General features: G+C 69.4%; 11 protein-coding genes and 3 pseudogenes. 2 read left to right on the top strand and 12 right to left on the bottom strand.

Annotation, left to right across the window (positions count from 1 at the left end; all coding sequences use genetic code 11):
• Window positions 1–15: 15 nt before the first annotated feature.
• The gene (locus OG878_RS34785; protein WP_328890440.1) at window positions 16–1,101 is read right to left on the bottom strand and encodes an ABC transporter substrate-binding protein; all 1,086 of its coding nucleotides are present in this window, start codon (window positions 1,099–1,101) and stop codon (window positions 16–18) included.
• A gap of 545 nt (window positions 1,102–1,646) precedes the next feature.
• Between OG878_RS34785 and OG878_RS34780 the strand changes: the two genes are divergently transcribed.
• The gene (locus OG878_RS34780) at window positions 1,647–4,091 is read left to right on the top strand and encodes a beta-L-arabinofuranosidase domain-containing protein (RefSeq protein ID WP_328890439.1); all 2,445 of its coding nucleotides are present in this window, start codon (window positions 1,647–1,649) and stop codon (window positions 4,089–4,091) included.
• 275 nt (window positions 4,092–4,366) lie between these two features.
• Window positions 4,367–4,921 (top strand): annotated as a pseudogene (locus OG878_RS34775) (AbfB domain-containing protein); the annotation flags it as partial.
• Window positions 4,922–5,114: 193 nt separating this feature from the next.
• Here the strand turns inward: OG878_RS34775 and OG878_RS34770 are convergent.
• The 11 genes and pseudogenes from OG878_RS34770 to OG878_RS34720 all read right to left on the bottom strand — a co-directional run bounded on the left by OG878_RS34770 (window position 5,115) and on the right by OG878_RS34720 (window position 21,898).
• Window positions 5,115–8,369, bottom strand: a complete 3,255-nt coding sequence (locus OG878_RS34770; RefSeq protein WP_328890438.1) for a LamG-like jellyroll fold domain-containing protein — start codon at window positions 8,367–8,369, stop codon at window positions 5,115–5,117.
• Between the two features lie 236 nt (window positions 8,370–8,605).
• Window positions 8,606–9,033 (bottom strand): annotated as a pseudogene (locus OG878_RS34765) (glycoside hydrolase domain-containing protein).
• Between the two features lie 257 nt (window positions 9,034–9,290).
• Window positions 9,291–9,416 (bottom strand): annotated as a pseudogene (locus OG878_RS34760) (hypothetical protein); the annotation flags it as partial.
• A gap of 94 nt (window positions 9,417–9,510) precedes the next feature.
• Complete coding sequence (locus tag OG878_RS34755) at window positions 9,511–10,608, bottom strand: NADH:flavin oxidoreductase/NADH oxidase (RefSeq protein WP_328890437.1); 1,098 nt, start codon at window positions 10,606–10,608, stop codon at window positions 9,511–9,513.
• A 161-nt stretch (window positions 10,609–10,769) separates the two neighbouring features.
• On the bottom strand, window positions 10,770–11,150 hold the full coding sequence (locus tag OG878_RS34750) for a hypothetical protein (RefSeq protein ID WP_328890436.1): 381 nt from the start codon (window positions 11,148–11,150) through the stop codon (window positions 10,770–10,772).
• Between the two features lie 29 nt (window positions 11,151–11,179).
• A complete protein-coding gene (locus OG878_RS34745) occupies window positions 11,180–14,362 on the bottom strand; it encodes a glycosyl hydrolase 115 family protein (RefSeq protein ID WP_328890435.1) in 3,183 nt (1,060 codons plus the stop codon).
• Window positions 14,363–14,456: 94 nt separating this feature from the next.
• Complete coding sequence (locus OG878_RS34740) at window positions 14,457–15,998, bottom strand: sodium:solute symporter family protein (RefSeq protein ID WP_328890434.1); 1,542 nt, start codon at window positions 15,996–15,998, stop codon at window positions 14,457–14,459.
• Between the two features lie 61 nt (window positions 15,999–16,059).
• Window positions 16,060–17,328: a glucarate dehydratase family protein gene (locus tag OG878_RS34735; protein ID WP_328890433.1), complete on the bottom strand. Its 1,269-nt coding sequence runs from the start codon at window positions 17,326–17,328 to the stop codon at window positions 16,060–16,062.
• Between the two features lie 37 nt (window positions 17,329–17,365).
• The gene (locus OG878_RS34730) at window positions 17,366–18,466 is read right to left on the bottom strand and encodes an endo-1,4-beta-xylanase (RefSeq protein ID WP_328890432.1); all 1,101 of its coding nucleotides are present in this window, start codon (window positions 18,464–18,466) and stop codon (window positions 17,366–17,368) included.
• A 95-nt stretch (window positions 18,467–18,561) separates the two neighbouring features.
• A complete protein-coding gene (locus OG878_RS34725; protein ID WP_328890431.1) occupies window positions 18,562–20,952 on the bottom strand; it encodes a glycoside hydrolase family 3 N-terminal domain-containing protein in 2,391 nt (796 codons plus the stop codon).
• A gap of 52 nt (window positions 20,953–21,004) precedes the next feature.
• Window positions 21,005–21,898, bottom strand: coding sequence for a carbohydrate ABC transporter permease (locus OG878_RS34720; protein ID WP_443049196.1), 894 nt, complete (start codon window positions 21,896–21,898; stop codon window positions 21,005–21,007).
• Between the last annotated feature and the right edge of the window lies 1 nt (window position 21,899).

Raw genomic sequence — 21,899 nt, 5'->3', positions numbered from 1 at the left:
CCGGAGCCGTTCGGCTCAGTACGCGCCGCCGAGCGAGGCCTTCGCGTTGGTCTCGTCGTACGCGCGGTCCGAGATGATCACGTTCTCCGGGATCTCCTCGCCGCCGTAGAACTTCTGCGCGGTGGCGAAGGCCAGCGGGCCGAAACGCGGGTTCGACTCGATGACGGCGTTGTACTCGCCGTTGACCAGTGCCTGGACGGCGTTGCGGGTGCCGTCGACGGAGACGATCTTGACATCCTTGCCGGGCTTCTTCCCGGCCGCCTTCAGCGCGGTGACGGCGCCGAGGCCCATCTCGTCGTTCTCCGCGTAGACGGCGGTGATGTCGGGCTTGGACTGGATGAGCTGTTCCATGACCTGCTGCCCCTTGTCGCGGGCGAACTCACCGGTCTGCTGCGCGACGATCTCCATGTCGGGCGCCTTGGCCTTGATCTGGTCGACGAAGCCCTTGGTGCGGTCGGTGGTGACGTTGTTGCCCGACGCGCCGAGGAGGATGGCGATCTTGCCCTTGCCGCCGGTCGCCTTGATCATCGCGTCCGCGGCACGCTTGCCCTGCTCCACGAAGTCGGAGCCGAGGAAGGCCACGTAGTCCTTGCATGCGGTGGAGTTGACCTTGCGGTCGATGGTGAGGACGGGGACCTTCTTCGCCGCGGCCGCCTTGAGGGCCGGCTCCAGGCCGTCCGAGTTCAGCGGTGCGACGATGAGGAACTGGGCGCCCTGCGACAGCATGTCCTGGATGTCGCTGATCTGCTTGGAAAGCTGCGACTGCGCGTTCGTGGTGAGCAGCTTCTTCACACCGAGCTTGGCGGCTTCGTCCTTGATGGACTGGGTCTCCGCGATACGGAACGGATTGGCTTCCTTCTCCGACTGGGAGAAGCCGACGACCGCGTCCTTCAGGTCCAGCTTCGGCGCGCCATAGGTCTGCAGCGAGCAGCCGGAACCCGAAGCGGCCTCGGGGGTCTTGGCGGCCTGGGCTTCCTGGCTGCTGTCGCCGCCGGCGTTGTTCGAGGTCTCCGACTTGGAGCAGCCGGAGGCGGCCAGCGTGGCGGTGGCCGCGAGCAGGCAGGCCGCGGCGAGGGTACGGGTTCGACGCTGGATCATCATGCGCGGGACGCTCCTTGGCGGGATGACGGCACGCCGGCGGGCGTGCGGTCGGGCATGGCTGGACGATGCATCAGCCGGCGGGCGGCGGATGCCGGTGCATTCCTCACGACACCGCTTCGAGACGCACAGAACTGCTGGTGAAGCTGCGGTCGCACGAGCCTCCGCGGCCTGTCGGCGGCTCGGTTTACAACGTTATATAGGCGGTGCGGCACGGGCGGCAAGGGTGTTGGCGACGCGTTTCCAAAATGTGTCGCCCTTCCCGGCGGCGACACCCCGCCAACCCGCCCACGCCCTGCGGACCAGCGGTGCGCCACCTCTGGACAGCAGCCCAACCACGTGCTGTCATACGGCCGGACGTCAAGTTTCCAACGTTGCAATGCAGTTGACGACCGGGCCCGGTCCGGCGCGACGGCAGTCCTTGTCATGCGCGGAAACAGCGGGCCGGTTCGCTGCGCCCGCAACACGCGTACGCAGGACCGCACATGAGCCGAGACCCCGACGTGAGCCGCCCGTCCCGCACGGCCGGCAGAGCAGGAGCTCCCCGTATGCCCCTGAACCGCAGACAGCTCATGACGAGCGCACTGGCCACCGCGGCCGCCACGCCCGCGGCCGGCCGGTGGGCCACGACCGCAACCGCCGCCGAGAACCGCGTGGCAGCCGCCCACGGCGGCCACTACTCCCCCAACGCCGCGCCCCTGCATCCGACGGCCTTCCTCAGGCTTCCGCCGGGCCGGGTCACCGCACGCGGCTGGCTGGCCGGGCAACTCCGGCTCCAGCTCGACGGGTTGTGCGGCCGGTACGAGGAGTTCTCGCACTTCCTCGACTTCACCGCCACCGGCTGGGTCCGCCCGGAGCTGGGCGGCTGGGAGGAGGTCCCGTACTGGCTGCGCGGCTACACCGACCTCGCCATCGTCACCGGGGACGCCAAGGCCCTGGCAGCCGTGCGCCGCTGGTTCGACGCGATCCTCACCACGCAGCAGTCCGACGGATTCTTCGGTCCGAAGGCGCTGCGTACCTCACTGAACGGCGGCCCGGACTTCTGGCCCTTCCTCCCGCTGGTCCAGGCGCTGCGTTCATGGCAGGAGTACAGCGGCGACAGCCGCATCATCCCGTTCCTCAGCAGATTCTTCCGCTTCATGAACGCTCAGGGTCCGGGGGCGTTCAACACGAGCTGGATCGCCCTGCGCTGGGGTGACGGACTGGACAGCGTCTACTGGCTCTTCAACCGAACCGGTGACACCTTCCTGCTCGACCTGGCCGACAAGATCCATGCCAACGGGGCGGACTGGGGCGACAACCTCGTCAGCCTGCACAACGTCAACATCGCCCAGGGCTTTCGCGAGCCGGCCCAGTACGCGCTGCGCAGCGGTTCCGCCGACGACACCCGGGCCACGTACGGGACGTACGGCAGGGCGATGGACCAGTACGGGCAGTTCCCCGGTGGCGGCTTCGCCGGGGACGAGAACGCCCGCCCCGGCCACGGCGACCCGCGGCAGGGCTTCGAGACCTGCGGCATCGTGGAGTTCATGGCGAGCCATCAGCTGCTCACCCGGATCACCGGCGATCCGCTCTGGGCCGACCGCTGCGAGGAGCTGGCCTTCAACTCGCTGCCCGCGTCACTGGATCCGTCGGGCCGGGCCATCCACTACATCACGAGCGCGAACAGCGTCGATCTCGACAACGTCCCCAAGAGCGGGCGGCAGTTCCAGAACGGCTTCGCGATGCAGGCGTACCTTCCGGGCGTCGACCAGTACCGCTGCTGCCCGCACAACTACGGCATGGGCTGGCCCTACTTCGTCGAGGAGCTGTGGCTCGCCACCCCGGACGGCGGCCTGGCCGCAGCCATGTACGCGGCCTGCGAGGTGACGGCGAAGGTCGCCGACGGCACCGAGGTCACCCTCGTCGAGGAGACCGGCTATCCGTTCACGGACACGGTCTCGGTGACCGTGAGGACACCGAAGCACCTGCGCTTCCCGCTGGTGCTGAGGGTTCCCGCCTGGTGCTCCGCACCCGAGATCAAGGTCAACGGGCGCCGTGTCGACGCACCGGCGGGGCCGGCTTTCACGCGCGTGGAGCGGAACTGGTCCGACGGGGACCGGGTCACCCTGCGCTTCCCGCAGCGCACCACCGTGCGCACCTGGGCGGACAACCACGGCGCGGTGAGCATCGACCGCGGACCGCTGACGTACTCCCTGCGCATCGGCGAACGCTACGAGCGGATCGGCGGCACGGATGCGTTCCCCGAGTACGCGGTCCACGCCACGAGTCCCTGGAACTACGGCCTCGTGCTCGACGCGGAGAATCCGGCCGCGTCGGTCCGCACGCGCCGTAACGCCCGGGCGACGGACGACAACCCGTTCACTCTCGACGACACACCGCTCAGTCTGACCGCCCGGGCCCGGCGGATTCCGGAGTGGACCGCCGACAGCGAGCACGTGGTGGCCCCGCTCCAGGACAGTCCGGCACGCAGCGCGGAGCCGGTGGAGGAGGTCACCCTCGTTCCGATGGGCGCGGCCCGGCTGCGGATCACCTCCTTCCCGACGGCTGATCCGAACGCCGCACCCTGGCTCTCGGACACCTGGTACCGCATCCGCAATCTGCACTCCGGCAAGCTCCTGGGCGTGGACAACATGTCCATGGACAACAGCGCCCACGTCGTCCAGTTCGACGACAACGGCACCGACGACCACCTCTGGCAGCTCGTCCCCGACGAAGACGGCTGGTACCGCATCCGCAACCGTCACTCCGGCAAGGTCCTCGGCGTGGACAACATGTCCATGGACAACAGCGCCCACGTCGTCCAGTTCGACGACAACGGCACCGACGACCACCTCTGGCAGCTCGTCCCCGACGAAGACGGCCGGTTCCGCATCCGCAACCGTCACTCCGGCAAGGTCCTCGGCGTGGACAACATGTCCATGGACAACAGCGCCCACGTCGTCCAGTTCGACGACAACGGCACCGACGACCACCTCTGGCAGCTGCTCTGATCTTTCCCGGCGTTCGCTCTCGCTCCCCGCCCCGGTCCGGCGCGGGGAGCGTACCCGTCACTCGTGACGGAGCAGGAAAGATGAACTGTGCGCATGTCCCCCGCCGACGGCCGTGGTGGAGACGGTTGTCCACGCGCTTCACGCTCGGCACCGGGCTGCTGGCACTGGTGGCCACCGCGCTGGTCGCAGCCGGCTCGGCGCCGGCCGACGCCGCCTCCTGGTCACCGAAACCGGCCCCGATGACCACGCCCTGGACCGCTCAGGTGCCCGACGGCCGTCAGGTGGTCGAGGTGGACACCGCCCGGGTGAAGGCCGCCAACCAAGCACTCATCAGCGCCTCCCGCACCACGTCACCGCCGGTCACGCTGCCCACGGGGCAGTACACGTCGCTACGGGTCACCACGCCCGGGTACACCGACAGGTACCTGCGCCACTACGACGGGCCGGCGTTCACCGCGGTGGTGAACGGCGGCAGCGACGCGCTCCTCAGGAGCGACGCCACGTGGAAGATCGTCACCGGTCTCGCCAACGGCAACTGCTATTCGTTCGAGTCCCGCAACTATCCCGGTGAGTTCCTCCGTCACCGGGACTTCCGGGTCAGGCGCGACGCGAACGACGGGTCGGCGCTGTTCAAGGCGGATGCGACCTGGTGCCCGGTGGCCCGGTCCGGCGGGGTGAGGCTGACCAGCGCCAACCTCCCGGGCAGTTATCTGCGCCACATCGACTCCGAGGTGTGGCTGGCCACTCCGGGCGGTGGCCACACCTGGGACAACCCGGCGACCTTCACCGAGGACACCACGTGGGCCGTGGACGCTCCCTGGGCGCCCTGACCACGAACGCCCACCCCCACTCATGGGAACCACGGCCCGGCAGCGGCAGCACCACCGCCGCTGCCGGGCCGCTTCACGTACGCGAGTGGCGCATCCGGTCATGAACCGCTCCCGGCGACCGCCGGGGAAGGGCCCGCTCCCGGCGGCGCGGGCACCGAGTCGCCCCGCCGGGAGCCACCGGTCCGCCGGAGCCCTACGGCTGCTCACTGTCGTGGAGCGCGCTCACCTCGTCGGCGGTGAGCGCCCTGTCGAACACACTCACCTGGTCGATGGAGCCGTTCCAGAAGTCGCCCTTCTCCGCCGCGTACTGGGCGCGTCCCACCGAGAGCGGCCCGGTGCTGACGTCGGCGGGACCGGCCGCGGCGGCCGCCACGAGCTTCCCGTCGAGGTAGAGCTTCTCCTCGTCACCGTCGCGCACACCCACAAGGTGGTACCAGGTGCCGAGTGCCGGCTTCATCTCCAGCCGTGCCCGGTTGCCGCCCGGCGTGCTGAACGCGAAGGCCCCCTGCCCGTACTGGAGGTAGAACGGGTTCTCCGTCCGCCTGCCGTCCTGGCTGACCGCGGTGGCGTAGTTGCCGGGGAGCGAGTCGAGCGAGACCCAGGCCGAGACCGTGTAGTTCCCGGTCGTGTCGACGGCGGGACCGCTGGTCTGCGCGTACTGCCCCTGACCGTTGAACTTCAGCGCGGAGCCGTGCACACCAGTGGTCCAGGAGGTGCCCTCGCTCAGCGTGAGGCTGCTGTGGTTGGGGCCGAGGTCGGCGGAGGTCGTGCCCTTGCCCTCGTCGAGCGGCCAGCGGGCGCCGCCCTTCACCTCGTCACGGTGACCGGCGGCCGCGCCGGCGGCGATGACCTGCTGGTTGATCTCCCGCACCTTCGCGGGGTCGACCTTGATCTCGCGCCGGTCGTACGTCCACAGTCCGTTCAGCTCGTTCTCCAGGTCGGTGACCTGTGTGTAGACCGAGCCGGACAGTTCGGCGTCGGCCGCCGCGAGGTAGTACGTGCGGGTGTTGTCGACGTACTTGGCCGTCAGGGCGTCCTTGTCCGCCACACCGCTGTAGATCGCGGCCGGCGCCCCCGGCCACATGTGTCCGGCGGTACGGAGCGTGAAGCCGCCGTGCTCACCGTCCATCGCGGCACGGTCGTCCGGGAACGGTGCCTCGCGGTTGAGGTAGTCGTGGTGGTCGATGATGTCGCCCTTGCCCGAGTCACCCTTCGACGAGCAGCAGTTGACACCACTGTGGGCGTTGACGACGCGGGACGGGTCGGCCGCCTTGACCGACTCGGCGATCTTCCCGGTCTCGGTGCGGTCCCACTCGCCCCAGCCCTCGTTGAAGACGATCCAGCCGCCGATGGACGGCGAGTTGTGCAGCTGCTGCATCATCTCCTTGCCCTGGGAGAGGAAGGCCTGCCGGCCCTTCTCACCGGTGATGTCACTGGAGACGAAGTCCTGCCAGACCAGCAGGCCGAGCTGGTCGGCGTGGTAGTACCAGCGGGCGGACTCCACCTTGATGTGCTTGCGCACGGCGTTGAAGCCGAGGTCCTTCTGCGCCTTGAGGTCGAAGGTGAGCGCGGCGTCGCTGGGCTGCGTGTAGAGACCGTCGGGCCAGAATCCCTGGTCCAGCATGGCGAGCGAGTAGAACGGCTTCCCGTTGAGAACGAGCTTCTGGTAGCCGCCCACCTTCGCGATCCCGATGGAGCGCATCCCGAAGTAGCTGTCGACGGTGTCCTTGGAACGGCCGTCCGTCAGGGTGACGTCGAGGTCGTAGAGGTACGGGTCGTCAGGGGTCCAGAGGTGCTGCTTGCTGACGGGCAGGCTCAGTGGGGTGTTGGCCCGGCCGCTGGCCGTGCCGACGACCCGGCCCTTCGTGTCGCGGGCGACCGCCGTGACGCGGGCGCCGGACGAAGCGGCGGCGGAGTTGACGGTCAGGGCGAGGGTGCTCCTGTCGATGTCCGGCGTCGTGGTCAGCGAGTCCACGGAGGCCGCGGCGACCGGCTCCATCCACACCGTCTGCCAGATTCCCGAGGACGGGGTGTAAACGATGCCGCCCGGGTTGCCGGACTGCTTCCCCTTCGGCTGGTCGGGGCCGGTGGTGTCGGTGACGGCGACGACGATCTCCTGCGGGCCGCTGCCCTTGATCGCGTCGGTGACGTCGGCGCTGAAAGAGGTGTAGCCACCGGTGTGTTCGGCGACCTTCGTGCCGTTGACCCAGACCACCGACCGGTAGTCGACGGCGCCGAAGTTGAGCTTCAGCCGCTTGCCGTCCTTGCCCTTGCCGACGGACCAGCTCTTGGGAACGGTCACGAGCTTGCGGTAGAACATGTGGTCTTCGTGGCGTTCGAGTCCGGAGAGCTGCGACTCGACCGGGAACGGCACGGTGATGCGCTCACCGAGCTTCTTGCCGAAGACCGGCTGCTCGTCGGCGGTGGCGCCGGCGAACTCCCACGGGCCGTTGAGGTTCTTCCACCGGCCACGCACCTGCTGCGGGCGGGGGTACTCGGGCAGCGGGTGGTTGCGGTCGAGCTTGTCGCCCCAGGTCGTGGTCAGCCGGTGCGTGGAAAGGTTCTTCGCCGTACGGCTGATCTGGGGAACCGTCTCGCCGCCGACCTGGAGCCCGCCCTTCCCGTCGTACGCCACCCGGAGCTGCTGGCCCTTCTGGACGGGCGCGGCCAGGTCGACAATCACGGCGTGGGAGTTGTCGGACGCCTTGGTCACGGATTTCACCGGCATGGGCGAAGTGTCGGCCTCGACGGCAAGGTGGCCCTCCACGGAGCCGAGGTTCTTGACCTCGTCCTTGAAGGTCGCCTGCAGGCGCTGTCCGTCCTCGGCAACGCTCAGCGCGACCGGGTAGACCTCGAAGTCGGCCGGCGGCGTGAAGGCGGACTCGGGAACGATCTGCTTCTTGAGCTTCTCACTGGACCAGCGCAGGAACATGTTGGCGCCGCCGGTGTCCTGGAACATCTCCAGGCGGAACTGGTGCGGCTCGCCCGCAGTCAGCGAGACGGGCTTGCTGGTCTGCTCGTTGTCCCAGTCCGGCAGCCAGTGGTCGATGACGACGTTTCCGTCGATGGAGAGCCTGAAGCCGTTGTCGCCGCTTGCGGCGAAGGTGTAGTCATCCGTCTCGGGGGCTGTGATGCTGCCGCTCCAGCGGGCCGTGGTGTTCTCCGTCCTGCCCGTAGTGGACTCGAACGCCCCGGTCAGACCGGGAAAATTGATCTCCGGGTCGAGTGCGACTCCGCCGAGCTCGGCGAAGTCGCGGGCGCCCGGGGCGGACATCCGGAAGTACTCGCCCTTCAGCCCGTGCACATCGGCGGTCGGGTCGTCGTCGGCGAAGGCCTTCGCGGTGGCGGTCGATGCGGCGCTCGCGGGGACGGCGGCAGCAGGCGCGGCGGCAGCGGCAGGGACCAGTGTGGCCCCGAGGGGAATCAGCAGCGCGGCCGTACAGGCCATCGATCTGAACAGGACTCGGGGGCGGGGCAGTTGTCGTCTCAAGGCGTCGTCCTCGTCGAGAGCTGAAGTGCCTCGCACACAACGAGGCACGCACACAATCGAACATTGAGCCACAGCATCAAACGCATCACAACGGTCGTGCACAGAGAATTTTCAACGATAGAAAATGAAGGCCGACTCCCGGCGAGCAGGCCGTGCGACCGCTCGCCGGGAGCCGGAACCGATCGGTACGCCCCCTACCGCGGCGGTCCGGAAGTTGCCGTGCCCCAGCTGGAATCGGGTGCTTCAGCCAACCGGAGGGCGAGGGTGCCGCCACGGGCGACCAGGCTCGGATCCGTCCAAAACCGGTCGCTGGTACCCCCGTTGACTCGAGCCGCGTCGATGTACGGATGGGCGGCGTCGGCGCCCGGGGCGCCGATCGTGATGTCCCTGCCGTGTGCACGGTCGATCAGCGCGTCCGGAAGGAGCGGGGCCCCAGCAGCATCGTGGCGCTGCCGGGCGTCTGCAGGTGGAGCCCCGGCGCCGAGAAGACGCACCACGCGGACCTGGTGCCCAGGTCGTCATTGCCGGGCAGGCCGCCGGGACCCGCGCCGTGGACGGTGTCGAGGATCTGACGAACCGTCGCCTGCGTCTTCCACGGCTGCCCCGGACGGTGCAGAGCCACGGTGCGTGGATGCCGGGCTCACTGGTCGGGTCGTGGCGCAGGGCGTCGCCGCCCTTCACCGACCAGGATCCGTCGGCCTCGCGGAAAGGCGTCGAGCCGCTGAGCCACCCGTTCCCTGCCGCCCGTGGCCGCCGCCGGCCCCTGGACGTCCTGCGGAACCATCCAGGCCTACGTGGCTCTGGCGCCTGCGCGAAACCGGGGTCGCTCCCAGGGTCGAACGGGGTCACCCATGCCCCGTCGACGTTGCGCGCCTGGATGCAGCCGGTCATCCCGGAGCCGTCGGTGGCTGCGGGATCGAACACGTTGCGCCACCAGTCGCCGCGTTCCCAGGAATACGCGGCCTGCTCGTCACGTTCCAGCAGCTGGCCCCGGCGGCCGAGCACCGCGTCGGCCAGCGAGTCCTCCAGCGTCCCCGCCTCGCCGCACGGATGCGACGGAACGAGCCCCCGCCGGATTGTCCGGCGAGGGCTCGTCGTGTCAGACGGCGCGCAGGTACTGGGACGGCACGGGCACCTCAGCGCTCAGTTCGCGTGCCGCCTGCTGCGCCCACGACGGGCTCCGCAGCAGTTCCCGTCCGAGGAGCACGGCGTCCGCCTGCCCGTCGGCGACGATCTTCTCCGCCTGCTGCGGCTCGGTGATCAGCCCCACGGCCGCGACAGGCAGCGAGGTCTCCTCCCGCACCCGGGCGGCGAACGGAACCTGGTAGCCGGGGCCCGTGGTGATCCGGGCATGCGGCGCGTTACCGCCGCTGGAGACGTCCAGCAGGTCGACGCCGTGGGCCCGGAGCTCCGCGGCCAGCCGCACCGTCTCGTCCACGGTCCAGCCCTCGCGGTCGTCCTCGTCGTTCTCGGTGAGCCAGTCGGTGGCCGAGATCCGGAAGAAGACGGGCAGGTCCTCGGGCCACACGTCGCGCACGGCGTCGACGACCTGGAGGGCGAACCTGACGCGGTTCTCGAAGCTGCCGCCGTACTCGTCGGTGCGCCGGTTGCTGTGCGGGGAGAGGAACTGTCCGACGAGATAACCGTGGGCTCCGTGCACCTCGGCGACCTCGAAGCCCGCGTCGAGGGCGCGGCGAGCGGCCTCGCGGAACTGCTCGGCGACGGCGTGGATCTCTTCCACGGTCAGCTCCTGCGGTACGGGATGGCCCTCGTCGAACGGAAGCGGGCTGGGGGCGACGGGCTGCCAGCCGTGCTCGTCCGGGCCCACGGGCCCTCCGCCCAGCCAGGGGGCCGCGGTCGATGCCTTGCGGCCGGCGTGGGCGAGCTGGATGCCGGCGACGGAGCCCTGGCTCTTGATGAAGGCGGTGATCCGACGGAGGGCGGTCACCTGGGTGTCGTTCCAGATGCCGAGGTCGGCGGGGCTGATCCGGCCCTCGGGGCTGACGGCCGTCGCCTCGGTGAGGATCAGTCCGGTGCCGCCGATGGCGCGTGCCGCGAGGTGGGCGAAGTGCCAGTCGGTCGCGACGCCCGCGTTCGGCCCCACCGGTTCCGCGCTGTACTGGCACATGGGCGCCATCCATACCCGGTTGGGTATGACGAGCGACCTCAAGGTGTACGGCTCGAACAGGGCACTCACGACGGTCTCCGTTTCGCCGGGACGACAGGATCGCTAGTACGATACATCCCGTAGTACGACGAACGTCAAATTACGATGACTCTCGTACAACGCGCCCATGCGGATGAGGCCCTTCCCCGTTTCTCTTCCGGGAAGGGCCTCATCCGCGAACCGTTCACGACTCAGGCACGGCGCCGCAGAGTGATCTCCGCATCGGCGTCGTAGCCCTGGGTCCAGCTGCGTCCGGCGTCCGACCTCCAGGTGACCTGGGCGATCGCCCCGTCGACCCTGACGGATTCCACCGTCATGGCACGGTCGCCGGCCCGCACGTCACCACGGCGCAGCTCCTGCGCCGTGACGGTGACGGGCTCCGCCGACTGCGCGCTCTCCACCTCGTCCGCCGCACGGGCGAGAGCCGCAGCCAGTTCCCGGGACCGGGCAGGGGTGCAGATCAGTGAGAACTCCCCCGCCGGACCCGTCACCCGGACCTCGACCCCCGCCCCAACGGGGGTCACGCCCAGGATCGCACCGTGTCCGTCGGCGTCCTCGATCTCACTCTTCATCGCTCTGCTCCCCTTGCCCGTCCCACGGCTCACTTCAGCCGGAGGCTCTCCTGCGGGCCCAGGTAGCTGGGCTTGAGGCCGCCGGTGTCGACCACCAGGTTCTGCAGCACCACCGTCGGGTCGACCATCCAGAATTTCAGCACATGCACACCGGCCCGGCCGATGTGGTGCACCGTGCTGGTGCGGTTGACGTTGTCGGAGGTGTTGCGCGCCCACTGGACGTTCATGGTGCCGTCGTCGGATCCCGTCACCGCCGTGACGTTCACGCTCTGAGGCGCGTCGCCGTCGAAGGAAACGGCGTACGTGAGGCCGTCGGACGCCAGCGCGTTGTTGCGGGGCGACAGGTACGCATGCACGGTGACCGGCCCGGTCGTGAACAGGCTGACCTTGTACTCCAGCCGCGGGCTGCCGCCGCCGGGGGTCTGGCGGGCGGAGGTGACCGGGAAGGGTTCCATGCCGGCGCCGGTACGGCCGATGCCGGGGATGCGCGTCCAGGTGATCCCGTTGCTGCCCACGGACCGGGAGTAGTGGTCCGCCTCGATGGACACGTACCCGTTGGCCTCGACGAACCCTTCGAGCTGCGAGCGCCGCTCCTCGGGGTGGTCGATCACGGCGCGGACGACGACCTCGCGGCCGTCCGGACCGCTGACCGTGATGGGCACCTCCGTGGCACCCTTGGGCGCCCGTGACCAGTCGACGCGGAAGGTGATCCGGTCCTGCTTGTCGACCCGCCCCCTGACCCGGTCGGCGATGAGCCAGGAAGCCCCTGTGCGGATCCGGTAGTCGAACGGGGCGGCGCCCCGGTTGAACACCTCGATGTACTGCGCGGCCTGGCTCTGGTACGGGCTGAAGGACGGCAGCACGGCCGGGGAGTTCTCCTCGGGCCACCACTTGTCCGAGCCGTCGACGGCCACGCCCATCTCGGCACGGGCCGGCAGGTCGATGCGCTTCACCGCCGGGAACAGCACGTCCTTGATGGCGACGTTGTTGAGCTCGGGCTGCTGCCAGGGGGCGTTCGGCCCGTAGCGGGCCACATCGCCGTAGTCGATGTGCGGCTGGGTCTGGAAGCCCTGCCACTTCCCGTCGGCGACCTTGGTGTTGAAACGGTCCGCCAGCGCCAGGTCGTCGCCGAGGCGGGCCTCGGCAGCGGCCGCCAGGTCATTGGTGAGGGCCCGGCCCTGTGCCGCGTAGTGCAGGTTCTTGAACTCGGCCTCACGCAGGGCGTACAGGTTGGCGGTGGCCTGCACCTCGTAGCCGACCAGCTCGTACCAGGCGTCCTGGACGGAGGCGGGGAGCCTGCGGCCGATCCGTTCGGCGTCGGCCCCGAGCCGCTGCCACTCCTCGGTGACGCGCTCCAGCTCCCGGTAGTCGGTGAGGCTGAACGGGGTCGCCTGGTCGTCGTAGACGATCGCCGACGCGTCCTTGGCGGGATCCTTGGCCGGGTCGAGCATGATCCTGCGGTTGAGCAGCTCGGGCTTGCGCCGGGACTGCAGCTGCGCATACGTGCGGAGCACCTCGGCGATGTCCTCGGCCTGCTCCTCGCCGAAGTTCTGCCGGGCGTACTGCTCCTCCCACTCCGGCAGCCGGTCGAGGGTCCAGCGGTCGGGATTCCAGGCGTACTCCAGGAAGAACTGCGTGGGCAGTTCGTTGCCCTTGAGGTCGCCGACGTTGGTGACCCACAGACCGTGGTTCCCGTAGGCGGCGCTCTGGTGGAGCTGGTCCCACATGTTCGGCAGCGAAGTGGTGTCCACCCACTTGTAGTTGCGGCCCACCCCGACATAGTCGAAGTGGTAGTAGAGGCCGTAACCGCCGGTGCGGGCGTCGTTCTTGAGGTCGGGCAGCTTGCGGACGTTGGCCCAGTTGTCGTCGGTGAGGACGACGGTGACGTCGTCGGGCACCCGCAGGCCCCGGTCCCAGTACCGCTGGACCTCCTTGTAGAGCGTCCACACCTGCGGAATCGTGGTGACGTCCTTGCCGGAGACGTCGGCCAGGATCTGCCGCTGGGTGGCGATGATCTCGGTCATCAGCTCGATGCCGTCGCCGTCGGGCAGACTGACGTCGCCGTTGCCGCGCATGCCGAGGGTGACGACGCCCTCGAAGTCCTCGTCCTTCATCCGGCGGATGCCGTCGGCCCAGTACGCCTTGATCGCCTCGGCGTTGCGGCGGAAGGACCACTCGCCCGTGCCGCCGTAGGGGTCGTGTCCGGGGGTGGTGATGTTGCCCGCGCCGTCCCGTACGGCGGCGACGGCATGCCGGTTCCACTCCTCGATACCGCGCATCATCGGCGCCTCGTGCGAGGTGCCCATGACGACGCCGTACGCCTTCGCGGTGGCGTGGTTCTGCGGGTCGTCCTCGGCGAACGCGCGTCCCCAGACGGCCGGCCAGAGGTAGTTGGCCTTCAGACGCAGCATCACTTCGAAGATCTTGGCGTAGAAGTCGGCGTTGAAGCCGCCCTCGAAGCCGGGGGCCTTGCCGGGGCCGAAGAAGGCCGGAGCCCAGGTGCCGAGCGCGGGGTTCTCGTCATTGATGAAGAATCCGCGGTACCGGACAGCCGGGGTGCCCTGGGTGTGGCGGCCGGGCAGGACATGGAGCCCGTCCCGGTGCACGGGGGTGACGTCGTCCCACCAGTACCAGGGGGAGACACCGATCCCGCGGGAGACGTCGTACGTGCCGTAGATCGTGCCGCGCTGGTCGCTGCCCGCGATCACGAAGGCTCGGTCGACGCCGGGCAGCGGCTTCTCGACGATGGTCTGGAGGCTGGTCTCCCACTTGCCCTTGATGCCGGAGACGTTGAGCTTGCCGGCGGCGACCAGTCCGTCGATCAGCGGGCTGCGCCCGATGGTTCCGACGATGACGATCTCGCGGCCCTTCGGGGTCGCACCGCGCGACAGGACGGGCCGGACGCCGGTGACGCGCTCGATGTCGGCCTGGAGGTCGTCGGCCACCCGGACGACGCCCGCGAAGTCGCGGTCGCTGACCAGAATCGGGGCCGCCACACCTGCCCTGAACAGTGGGAAGCTCCCGGAGCGGGGCGTGAAGGAGATGTACGCGCCGGGGTCGGTCGCCAGTCCGGCCGCGCCCGGTGCGGCGGCCAGGGCCTCCGACGAGAGGCCGATCAGCGAGCCGAGAGGTGTTGCCGTCAGGGCGGTGAGCCCCAGTCCGAGCCCCAGAATCGATCTGCGGCTCGCGTGTTGCGGGGAATGCTTGTCCATACTGCTCTCCCTGATTTGTTCACACTCATGACAAATAGGACGGGTGTATGCCTTGCAGAGTTGCCGCGAGGACGGTCGGGGTTCGGGCGCCCTGTCAGTCGCCCGCGCCCGTCACCGCGGCCTGCGGCACCGCGGCAGCAACGAGTTCACGGTCGCCGTCGCCGTCGGGTCCGGGGGAAACCGCGGCCACGATCGCGTCGGCCGTGGTGTCGGGCTCCGGGCTGAGGAGGCCCACGAGGACGTACACGACCAGCGACGTCACCAGCGGGGTCACGATGATGACGGTCTGGTCCGTGCTCTCCAGCACGAACTTCACCAGGACGTAGCCCAGCAGGCCCAGCGCCCAGGAGGCCAGGGCCGCGCGCGGGCCGCACTTGCGGAAGGCGGGCAGCAGACCGAGCAGCATCGGAATGGAGATCGGGCCCATGACGGCCGCGACCAGGCCGACGATGATGCCGAGCACACCGCCGAAGTGATCGGCCTCGATGGCGACGAGCATGCTCACGGTGATGAACACGACCGTGCACACACGGGCGATGAGCAGGCCGGTGGCCGCCGGGAGGTCCTTGGCGCGGCGCACGACCGCCGGGATGATGTCGCGGGTGACGACCGCGGAGACCGCGTTGGCGTCCGACGAGGCCATGGCCATCGTGTGCGAGAACATTCCGGCGAGCGTCAGACCCACCAGTCCGGCCGGCAGATAGGACTCCGCCATCAGCGCGTAGATCTTCTGCGGGTCGGCCACATCGGGCAGCAGCACAGCCGCGGCGACGGGCGGGAACAACAGGACCGCGGGCCAGATCACGTACAGCACCGCGGACAGCCCGGCCGAACGGCGGGCGGCCTGCGGGGTGTCGGTGGCCATGTAACGCTGGGCCAGGTTCCACATGCCGCCGTTGTACTCGAAGAGCTTCACGACGACGTACGCGCCGAGGAACGTGGCGGTGTAGGGGCCGACCAGCGGGTGACCGTGGCCCGCGGGCAGCTTGTGCCAGAGAGTGCCGAGGCCGGAAATGCCGTCACCGAGACGGTCCAGCACCACCCAGACCATGGCGAGCGCCGCGATGCCCTGGATGACGAACTGGCCGAAGTCGGTGAGCGCATCGGCCCAGAGCCCGCCCACGGTGCAGTAGAGCAGGGTGACGACGCCCGTGATCAGAATGCCGGCCGTCATCGACATGCCGGTGAACACATTGAGCAGGACGGCGACGGACGCCCACTTGGCGGCCACGTCGAACACCTTGAGCAGGGCGCCGCTCCAGGCGAGCGCCTGCTGGGTGGGCACGTTGTAGCGCTTGGCGAGATATTCGAGCGGAGAGGCGACCGCGTACCGCTGCCGCAGCCGGTTCCAGCGCGGCGCGAACAGCCAGGCGCCCACGGCGGTACCGAGGGCGAGCGGCAGGAACGCCCACACGTAGACCGTGATGCCGTAGCTGTACGCGATGGCCGCGTAGGCGACGAACACGGCGGCGCTGTACCCGGACATGTGGTGGGAGATGCCGGAAAGCCACCAGGGCATCCGGCCGCCACCGGTGAAGTAGTCACTGACATCACCGACACGTCGGTGCGACCAGAGGCCGATGAGCAGCATCACCAGGAAATAGCCGCCGAGGGCGACCCAGTCGAGCAAAGCCATGAATGCTCCTTGAACTGCTGTGGAACGCGCGGCGGTTGCGGCGGCCGACGGCCGCCGCGGCTCACCAGCGCGGAGTCTTCTTCTCGTAGTGGGGGTCGATCCGCTGCATGTAGCCGGTGTCGTCACGGTTGCGCAGACCGCAGGCGAGGTACTGCTCGTGCAGGCGCGCGAGCGAGTCCCGGTCGAGTTCGACGCCGAGGCCCGGCCCCTTCGGGACCCGCACGGCTCCGTCGGTGAACCGCAGCGCGCCCGGTTCCACGACTTCCTCGGTCTTCCACGGCCAGTGGGTGTCACAGGCGTAGGTGAGGTTCGGCGTGGCGGCCGCCAGATGGGTCATCGCGGCCAGACTGATCCCCAGATGCGAGTTGGAGTGCATGGACAGGCCCATGGAGAAGGTGTCGCAGATGCCGGAGAGCAGCTTGGAACGGTGCAGGCCGCCCCAGTAGTGGTGGTCGGAGAGCACCACCTGGACCGACTTCTGCGCGACCGCGGGCGCCAGATGCTCGAACGCGACGACGCACATGTTGGTGGCCAGCGGGATCGGGGTCCGCCTGGCCACCTGCGCCATGCCGTCCAGATCGGGAGTCGGGTCCTCCAGGTACTCGAGGACACCTTCCAGGCGGCGGGCCACCTCGACCGATGTCTCCACGCTCCATGCCGCGTTGGGGTCGAGCCGCAGCGGTACGCCGGGGAAGGCGTCGCGCAGCGCGAGGACCGCCTCGACCTCCTCCATGGGCGGCCGGACACCGCCCTTGAGCTTGATCGCGGTGAAGCCGTACTCGGAGATCATCCGGCGCGCCTGGGCGACGACGGCCTCCGGATCCAGTGCCGCGCCCCAGTCGTCCGGCACCTGCCCCGGGTGCGCGGCCCACTTGTAGAAGAGGTACGCGCTGAACGGTACGGATTCCCGCACCGCTCCTCCGAGCAGATCACTGACCGGGCGGCCGGCGGCCTTGCCCTGGAGGTCCAGGCAGGCCACCTCGAACGGGGAGAACACCCGGTCCACGGCCCTGCTGGTGGTGATCATCCCGGTCAGTCCGGAGCCACCGGCTCCACTGTCTCCGGAGAGGACTTCGGCGACCTTGCGGTGCAGGGCGCCGAGCGCGTACACATCCATTCCGAGAATGGCGCCCGCCACGGCCCGCAGCCGGCTCAGATGCCCTTCGTCGGCGTAGGTCTCGCCGAGGCCGACGAGGCCCTCGCCGGTGTCGACCTCGACGATCGCACGCAGGGCGTACGGTTCGTGCACGCCGACCGCGTTGAGCAGGGCCGGGTCACGGAAGGCGACCGGGGTGATCTTCACTGCATGGATCCGGAGGCCGTCCGTCACTGTCCAGCCTCCTCCGTGCTGTTGGTCATCTGTGCTTTCAGCCCCTGCCTGCGGCCAGCTTGAGGTCCTCGCTCATCGCGTTGTACGCGGCCTTGGCGTTGAAGTTCTCGTCGAGCACGTTCGCCGCGCCCTCGCCCGTGAAGACACCGGGAACCCAGGAGTACTTGTCCGTGAAGCCCCACACCGTGAAGTCGGTGCAGTGCTCGGTGAGCAGGCAGCCGCGCAGCAGGACGTCGTAGGCCTCCGCCTGCGCCTCGAACTCGGTGTTGTCGGCGGGCATCGGGATGCGGACGTCGGCCTCGGTGATCGCGGTCTCCAGACCGAGGTCGTCGAAGCGCTTCATGTTGGCGGCGATGTCGTGCGGGGCGTTGTACTGGACGTCCAGGTGACCCTGGATGCCGACGCCGTGGACCGGCACGTGCTCCTTGCGGAGTTGCACGACGAGGTTGTAGAGGGCGGTGCTCTTCGCGTTGACGCCCTCGACGTTGTAGTCGTTGATGAAGAGCTTGGCCTTGGGGTCGGCCTGGTGCGCCCAGCGGAAGGCGTCGGCAATGTAACCGGGGCCGAGCTTCTGCAGCCAGATGCTGTTGCGCATGGTGCCGTCGTCGTTGAAGGCCTCGTTGACGACGTCCCACTGCCAGATCTTGCCCTTGAAGTGCGTCACCTCGTCGGTGATGTGCTGGTGCAGGATCTCGCGCAGCTCATCGGCGGTGAAGTCGCCGTTGTTCAGCCACGCCGGCAGCTGGCTGTGCCAGACCAGGGTGTGACCGCGGACCAGCTGGCCGTTCTCCTTGGCGAAGTCCACCAGGTCGTCCGCGGGGGCCCAGTTGTACGTGCCGCGCTGAGGCTCGACGGCCTCCCACTTCATGACGTTCTCCGGAGTGACCGAGGAGAACTCGCCCGCGGCCTTGGCCCGGTAGGGGGCGTCGGAGGCAAGTGCCGACATGTCGACCGCGGTTCCGATCCGCAGGTCGGCGCGCTTGCCCAGAGCGCCGAGGGTGTTGGCGGCGGCGTCGCTCTTCGGCTTGGTGTGGTGGGCGGCGTTCTCGGGGGCGGCGCTGGCGGCGACGGTGAACGTGGAGACCAGCAGGGCTGCGGCGGCGGTGCCGACGGCGGCAGCCTGAGTTGCCTTGCGCATGACATGTCCCTTCGATGGATGTACCGCTTCGAAAGTTTCGGGATCCTCCCCGCAGATGGAGCGGGGAGGCCCGGGCCCTCAAGTAACGGGCAGATTCAGATCAGTTCGATCGACGTGTCGCAGACGAGCCGGCGCCGGTGATCGACCGTGCGCTCGGGACCGGTGAGCCGCAGCTGCACGGTCTGCTTGACGTCGGAGGCCGCGCTGGATGTCGCGAGCCGCAGTTCGAGATCGCCGGGTTCGACGATCCGCCGTCCACCGATACCGGTGAAGGACACCAGATCGGCATGGAAGTGGAACCGCACGCGGCGGGCCTGCCCGGGGGCGAGCGGCACTCGGGCGTACCCGATCAACCGCGACTCCGGGCGGGTGGTCTGGGCGACCGGGTCGTGCACGTAGAGCTGCACCACCTCGGCGCCCTCACGGGCCCCGCTGTTGCGGACGGTGAGTTCGATGTCGGTGGAGCCGTCGGTCGGGAGCTCGGCGGGAGCGGAGGCTCCGGCCTCCCACTCGAACGAGGTGTACGACAGCCCGTGTCCGAAGGGGTAGAGCGGTGTCGGGTCGAGGTTGCTGACCCCGTTGGCCAGTCCCAGCGGCGGCTGCAGGTAGGTCCACGGCTGGCCGCCCGGACCCTGCGGAACGCCGACCGGGAGACGGCCGGAGGGGTTCACACGGCCGGAGAGCACACCGGCCAGCGCCGGACCGCCCTCCTCGCCGGGGAAGAACGCCTGCACGGTGGCGGCCGTCCGGTCCGCCCAGCGGCCCAGTGCGTAGGGACGCCCCGTCAGCAGCACCAGGACGACCGGAGTACCGGTGGCCAGCAGCGCATCGAGCAGCTCGCCCTGCACACCGGGCAGGGAGAGGTCGGCGGCGTCGCAGCCCTCACCCGAGGTGCCGCGCCCGAACAGTCCGGCCCGGTCGCCGAGCACGGCGACGCACACATCGGCGTCCCGGGCGAGCTCCGCCGCCGCGGCGATGCCGGAGGTGTCCGTGCCGTCCACGTCGCAGCCGGCCGCCGCATCGATGGCCGCACCGGGAAACTCCGTGCGCAGTGCTTCGAGGACGGTCGGAATCTCGATCCCCATGGACACCTCGGGGTGCGAGACGCCGACATGGCTGGGGAACGAATAGCAGCCGAGCATGGCCAGCGCGTCGTCGGCGCGCGGTCCGACGACCGCGATCCGGCGGTCCGACCGCAGCGGGAGCGCATCGCCGGAATTGGCGAGCAGCACGATGGCCTGCTCGGCCAGCTGCCGGGCGAGCGCCCGGTTCTCCGGCGGGTCGAGGTCCACGGTGTCACGTGCCTGCTCGGGGTCCGTCCCGATCAGCACGGCCGGCAGCGGCGACCATTCCGGGTCGAGCAGCCCGAGTTCGCACTTCTGGAGCAGGACGCGGTTCAGCGCCCGGTCGACCAGCTCCTCGGCCACGACGCCGTCCTGCACGGCGGCGACGAGCGCATCGCCGTAACTGCGGACGGTGGGGAGCTCGACGTCGACCCCTGCAGTCAGCGCGAGGCGGGCGGCGCCCGCGCGGTCCGCGGCGACCTTGTGCAGGGTCTCCAGGAAGCCGATGCCGAAGTAGTCGGCGACGACGGTGCCCTCGAACCCCCAGATGTCCCTGAGCAGTTCGGTGAGCAGCGTCGGGTCGGCCGCCGTAGGGACGCCGTCGATCTCGGCGTACGAGTGCATCACCGAGCGGGCACCCCCTTCGCGCAGCGCCATCTCGAAGGGCGGAAGGATGACATCGGCCATCTCGCGCGCACCGGCCCGGACCGGCCCGAGGTTGCGGGCGCCCGCCGAGGCGGCGTATCCGGCGAAGTGCTTGAGAGTGGAGACGATCCCGGCGGACTCCAGGCCGCGGACGTACGCGGTGCCGATGGTGGCGACCAGGTACGGGTCCTCGCCGACGGTCTCCTCCACCCGGCCCCAGCGCAGGTCGCGCACCACGTCGAGGACGGGTGCCAGCCCTTGGTGGATACCCACCGACCGCATGTCGCGGCCGATGCGGTGGGCCATCTCGGTGACCAGGTCCGGGTTCCAGGCGGCGCCCCAGGACAGCGGGACGGGGTAGGCGGTGGCACCCCAGGCGGTGAAGCCTGCAAGGCACTCCTCATGGGCGAGTGCCGGGATGCCGAACCGTCCGGCCTCCATGATCCGCTCCTGGGCGCGGGCCAGAGAGACGGCGCCGACACCGGGGTCCACCGGGGCGGTACCGAACGGCCTGGTCAGCTGGCCCAGGCCGCGGGTGGTGAGCTCGTCCCAGTCGACCGGGTCGACCATGTCGTTCTGGAGCGGCGCGACCCCGTCGCCGTCCGCGTCGGCGCCCACCCATACTCCGTACAGCTGCGCGGCCTTCTCCTCCAGCGTCATCCGGGCGATGAGGTCGGCCACCCGCGTCTCGGGGGTGAGTGAAGGGTCGCGCCAAGGGCCGTCGACGGCGGTGGACCGGGCGGCCCGGTGGGCATGCGGGGCAGGGGGGATTGCCATGGCGGCAGGGGTTCCTCTCATGAGTGCGGTAGTGCTGGGCGGCGTGGGTGCGTTACTTGCCGCCCACTCCCATCAGTCCGTTGATCAGCGCCTTCCGTGCCACGAGGTACACGGCGAAGATGGGCACGACGGAGAGGACGATTGCGGCCAGAACGGCGGGGATGTTGACTCCGAACTGGGTCATGAAGTTGAAGAGGCCGAGGGTCAGGACCCGGTTCTCCTCCGACTGCGTCAGGATCAGCGGGAAGAGGAAGCCGTTCCACGCCTGGAGCGCCGTGTAGATCGCCACCGTGCTGATGCCCGCCTTGGACATGGGGACCGCCAGCTGCCACAGCATCCGCAGGGGCGAGGCACCGTCGAGCGACATCGCCTCGTACATCTCCTCGGAGACATCGCGCATGGTGCCGCTGAGTACCAGCACCGCCACCGGCATCGCGAAAGCGGCGGTCGGCAGGATGATCGCGGGCAGGGTGTCGTACAGCCCCATCTTGCCGATCAGCAGATACAGCGGCACGATCACCGCCTGAGCCGGGATCGCCACGCCGAGCAGGAAGGTCCGGAAGGCGAGAGAGGAGAGCCGGCTGCGGGTACGCACGGCCACATAGGCGACGGGCACCGAGAGCAGCAGCACGATGGCGACGGTGGACACGGCGACGATCGCCGTGTTGACGAGCATCGTGGAGAAGCCGCTGTCCAGCACGGTGCTGTAGTTGTCGAGCGTCGGATTCGTGGGGAAGGCCAGCGGGTCCCCGTTGAGCGCCTCGTCCTGGTGCATCAGCGACGAGGAGATCAGCGTGTAGAGCGGTACGACCACGATGACGAGCCAGACCAGGGAGCCCAGACCGGCCAGTGGGTTGCCCCAGCGCTTGCGACGGCCGGTGACGGCCGCACGGCGTCGGACCGCGGGCGACATGGCCGGCGCCTCGGGGCGGGTGTCGATTGACATC

The organism is Streptomyces sp. NBC_00316 (assembly GCF_036158715.1).
GTDB lineage: Bacteria > Actinomycetota > Actinomycetes > Streptomycetales > Streptomycetaceae > Streptomyces.
The sequence above is the reverse complement of the archived record's forward strand: the minus strand, read 5'-3'. Positions and strand labels throughout refer to the sequence as shown.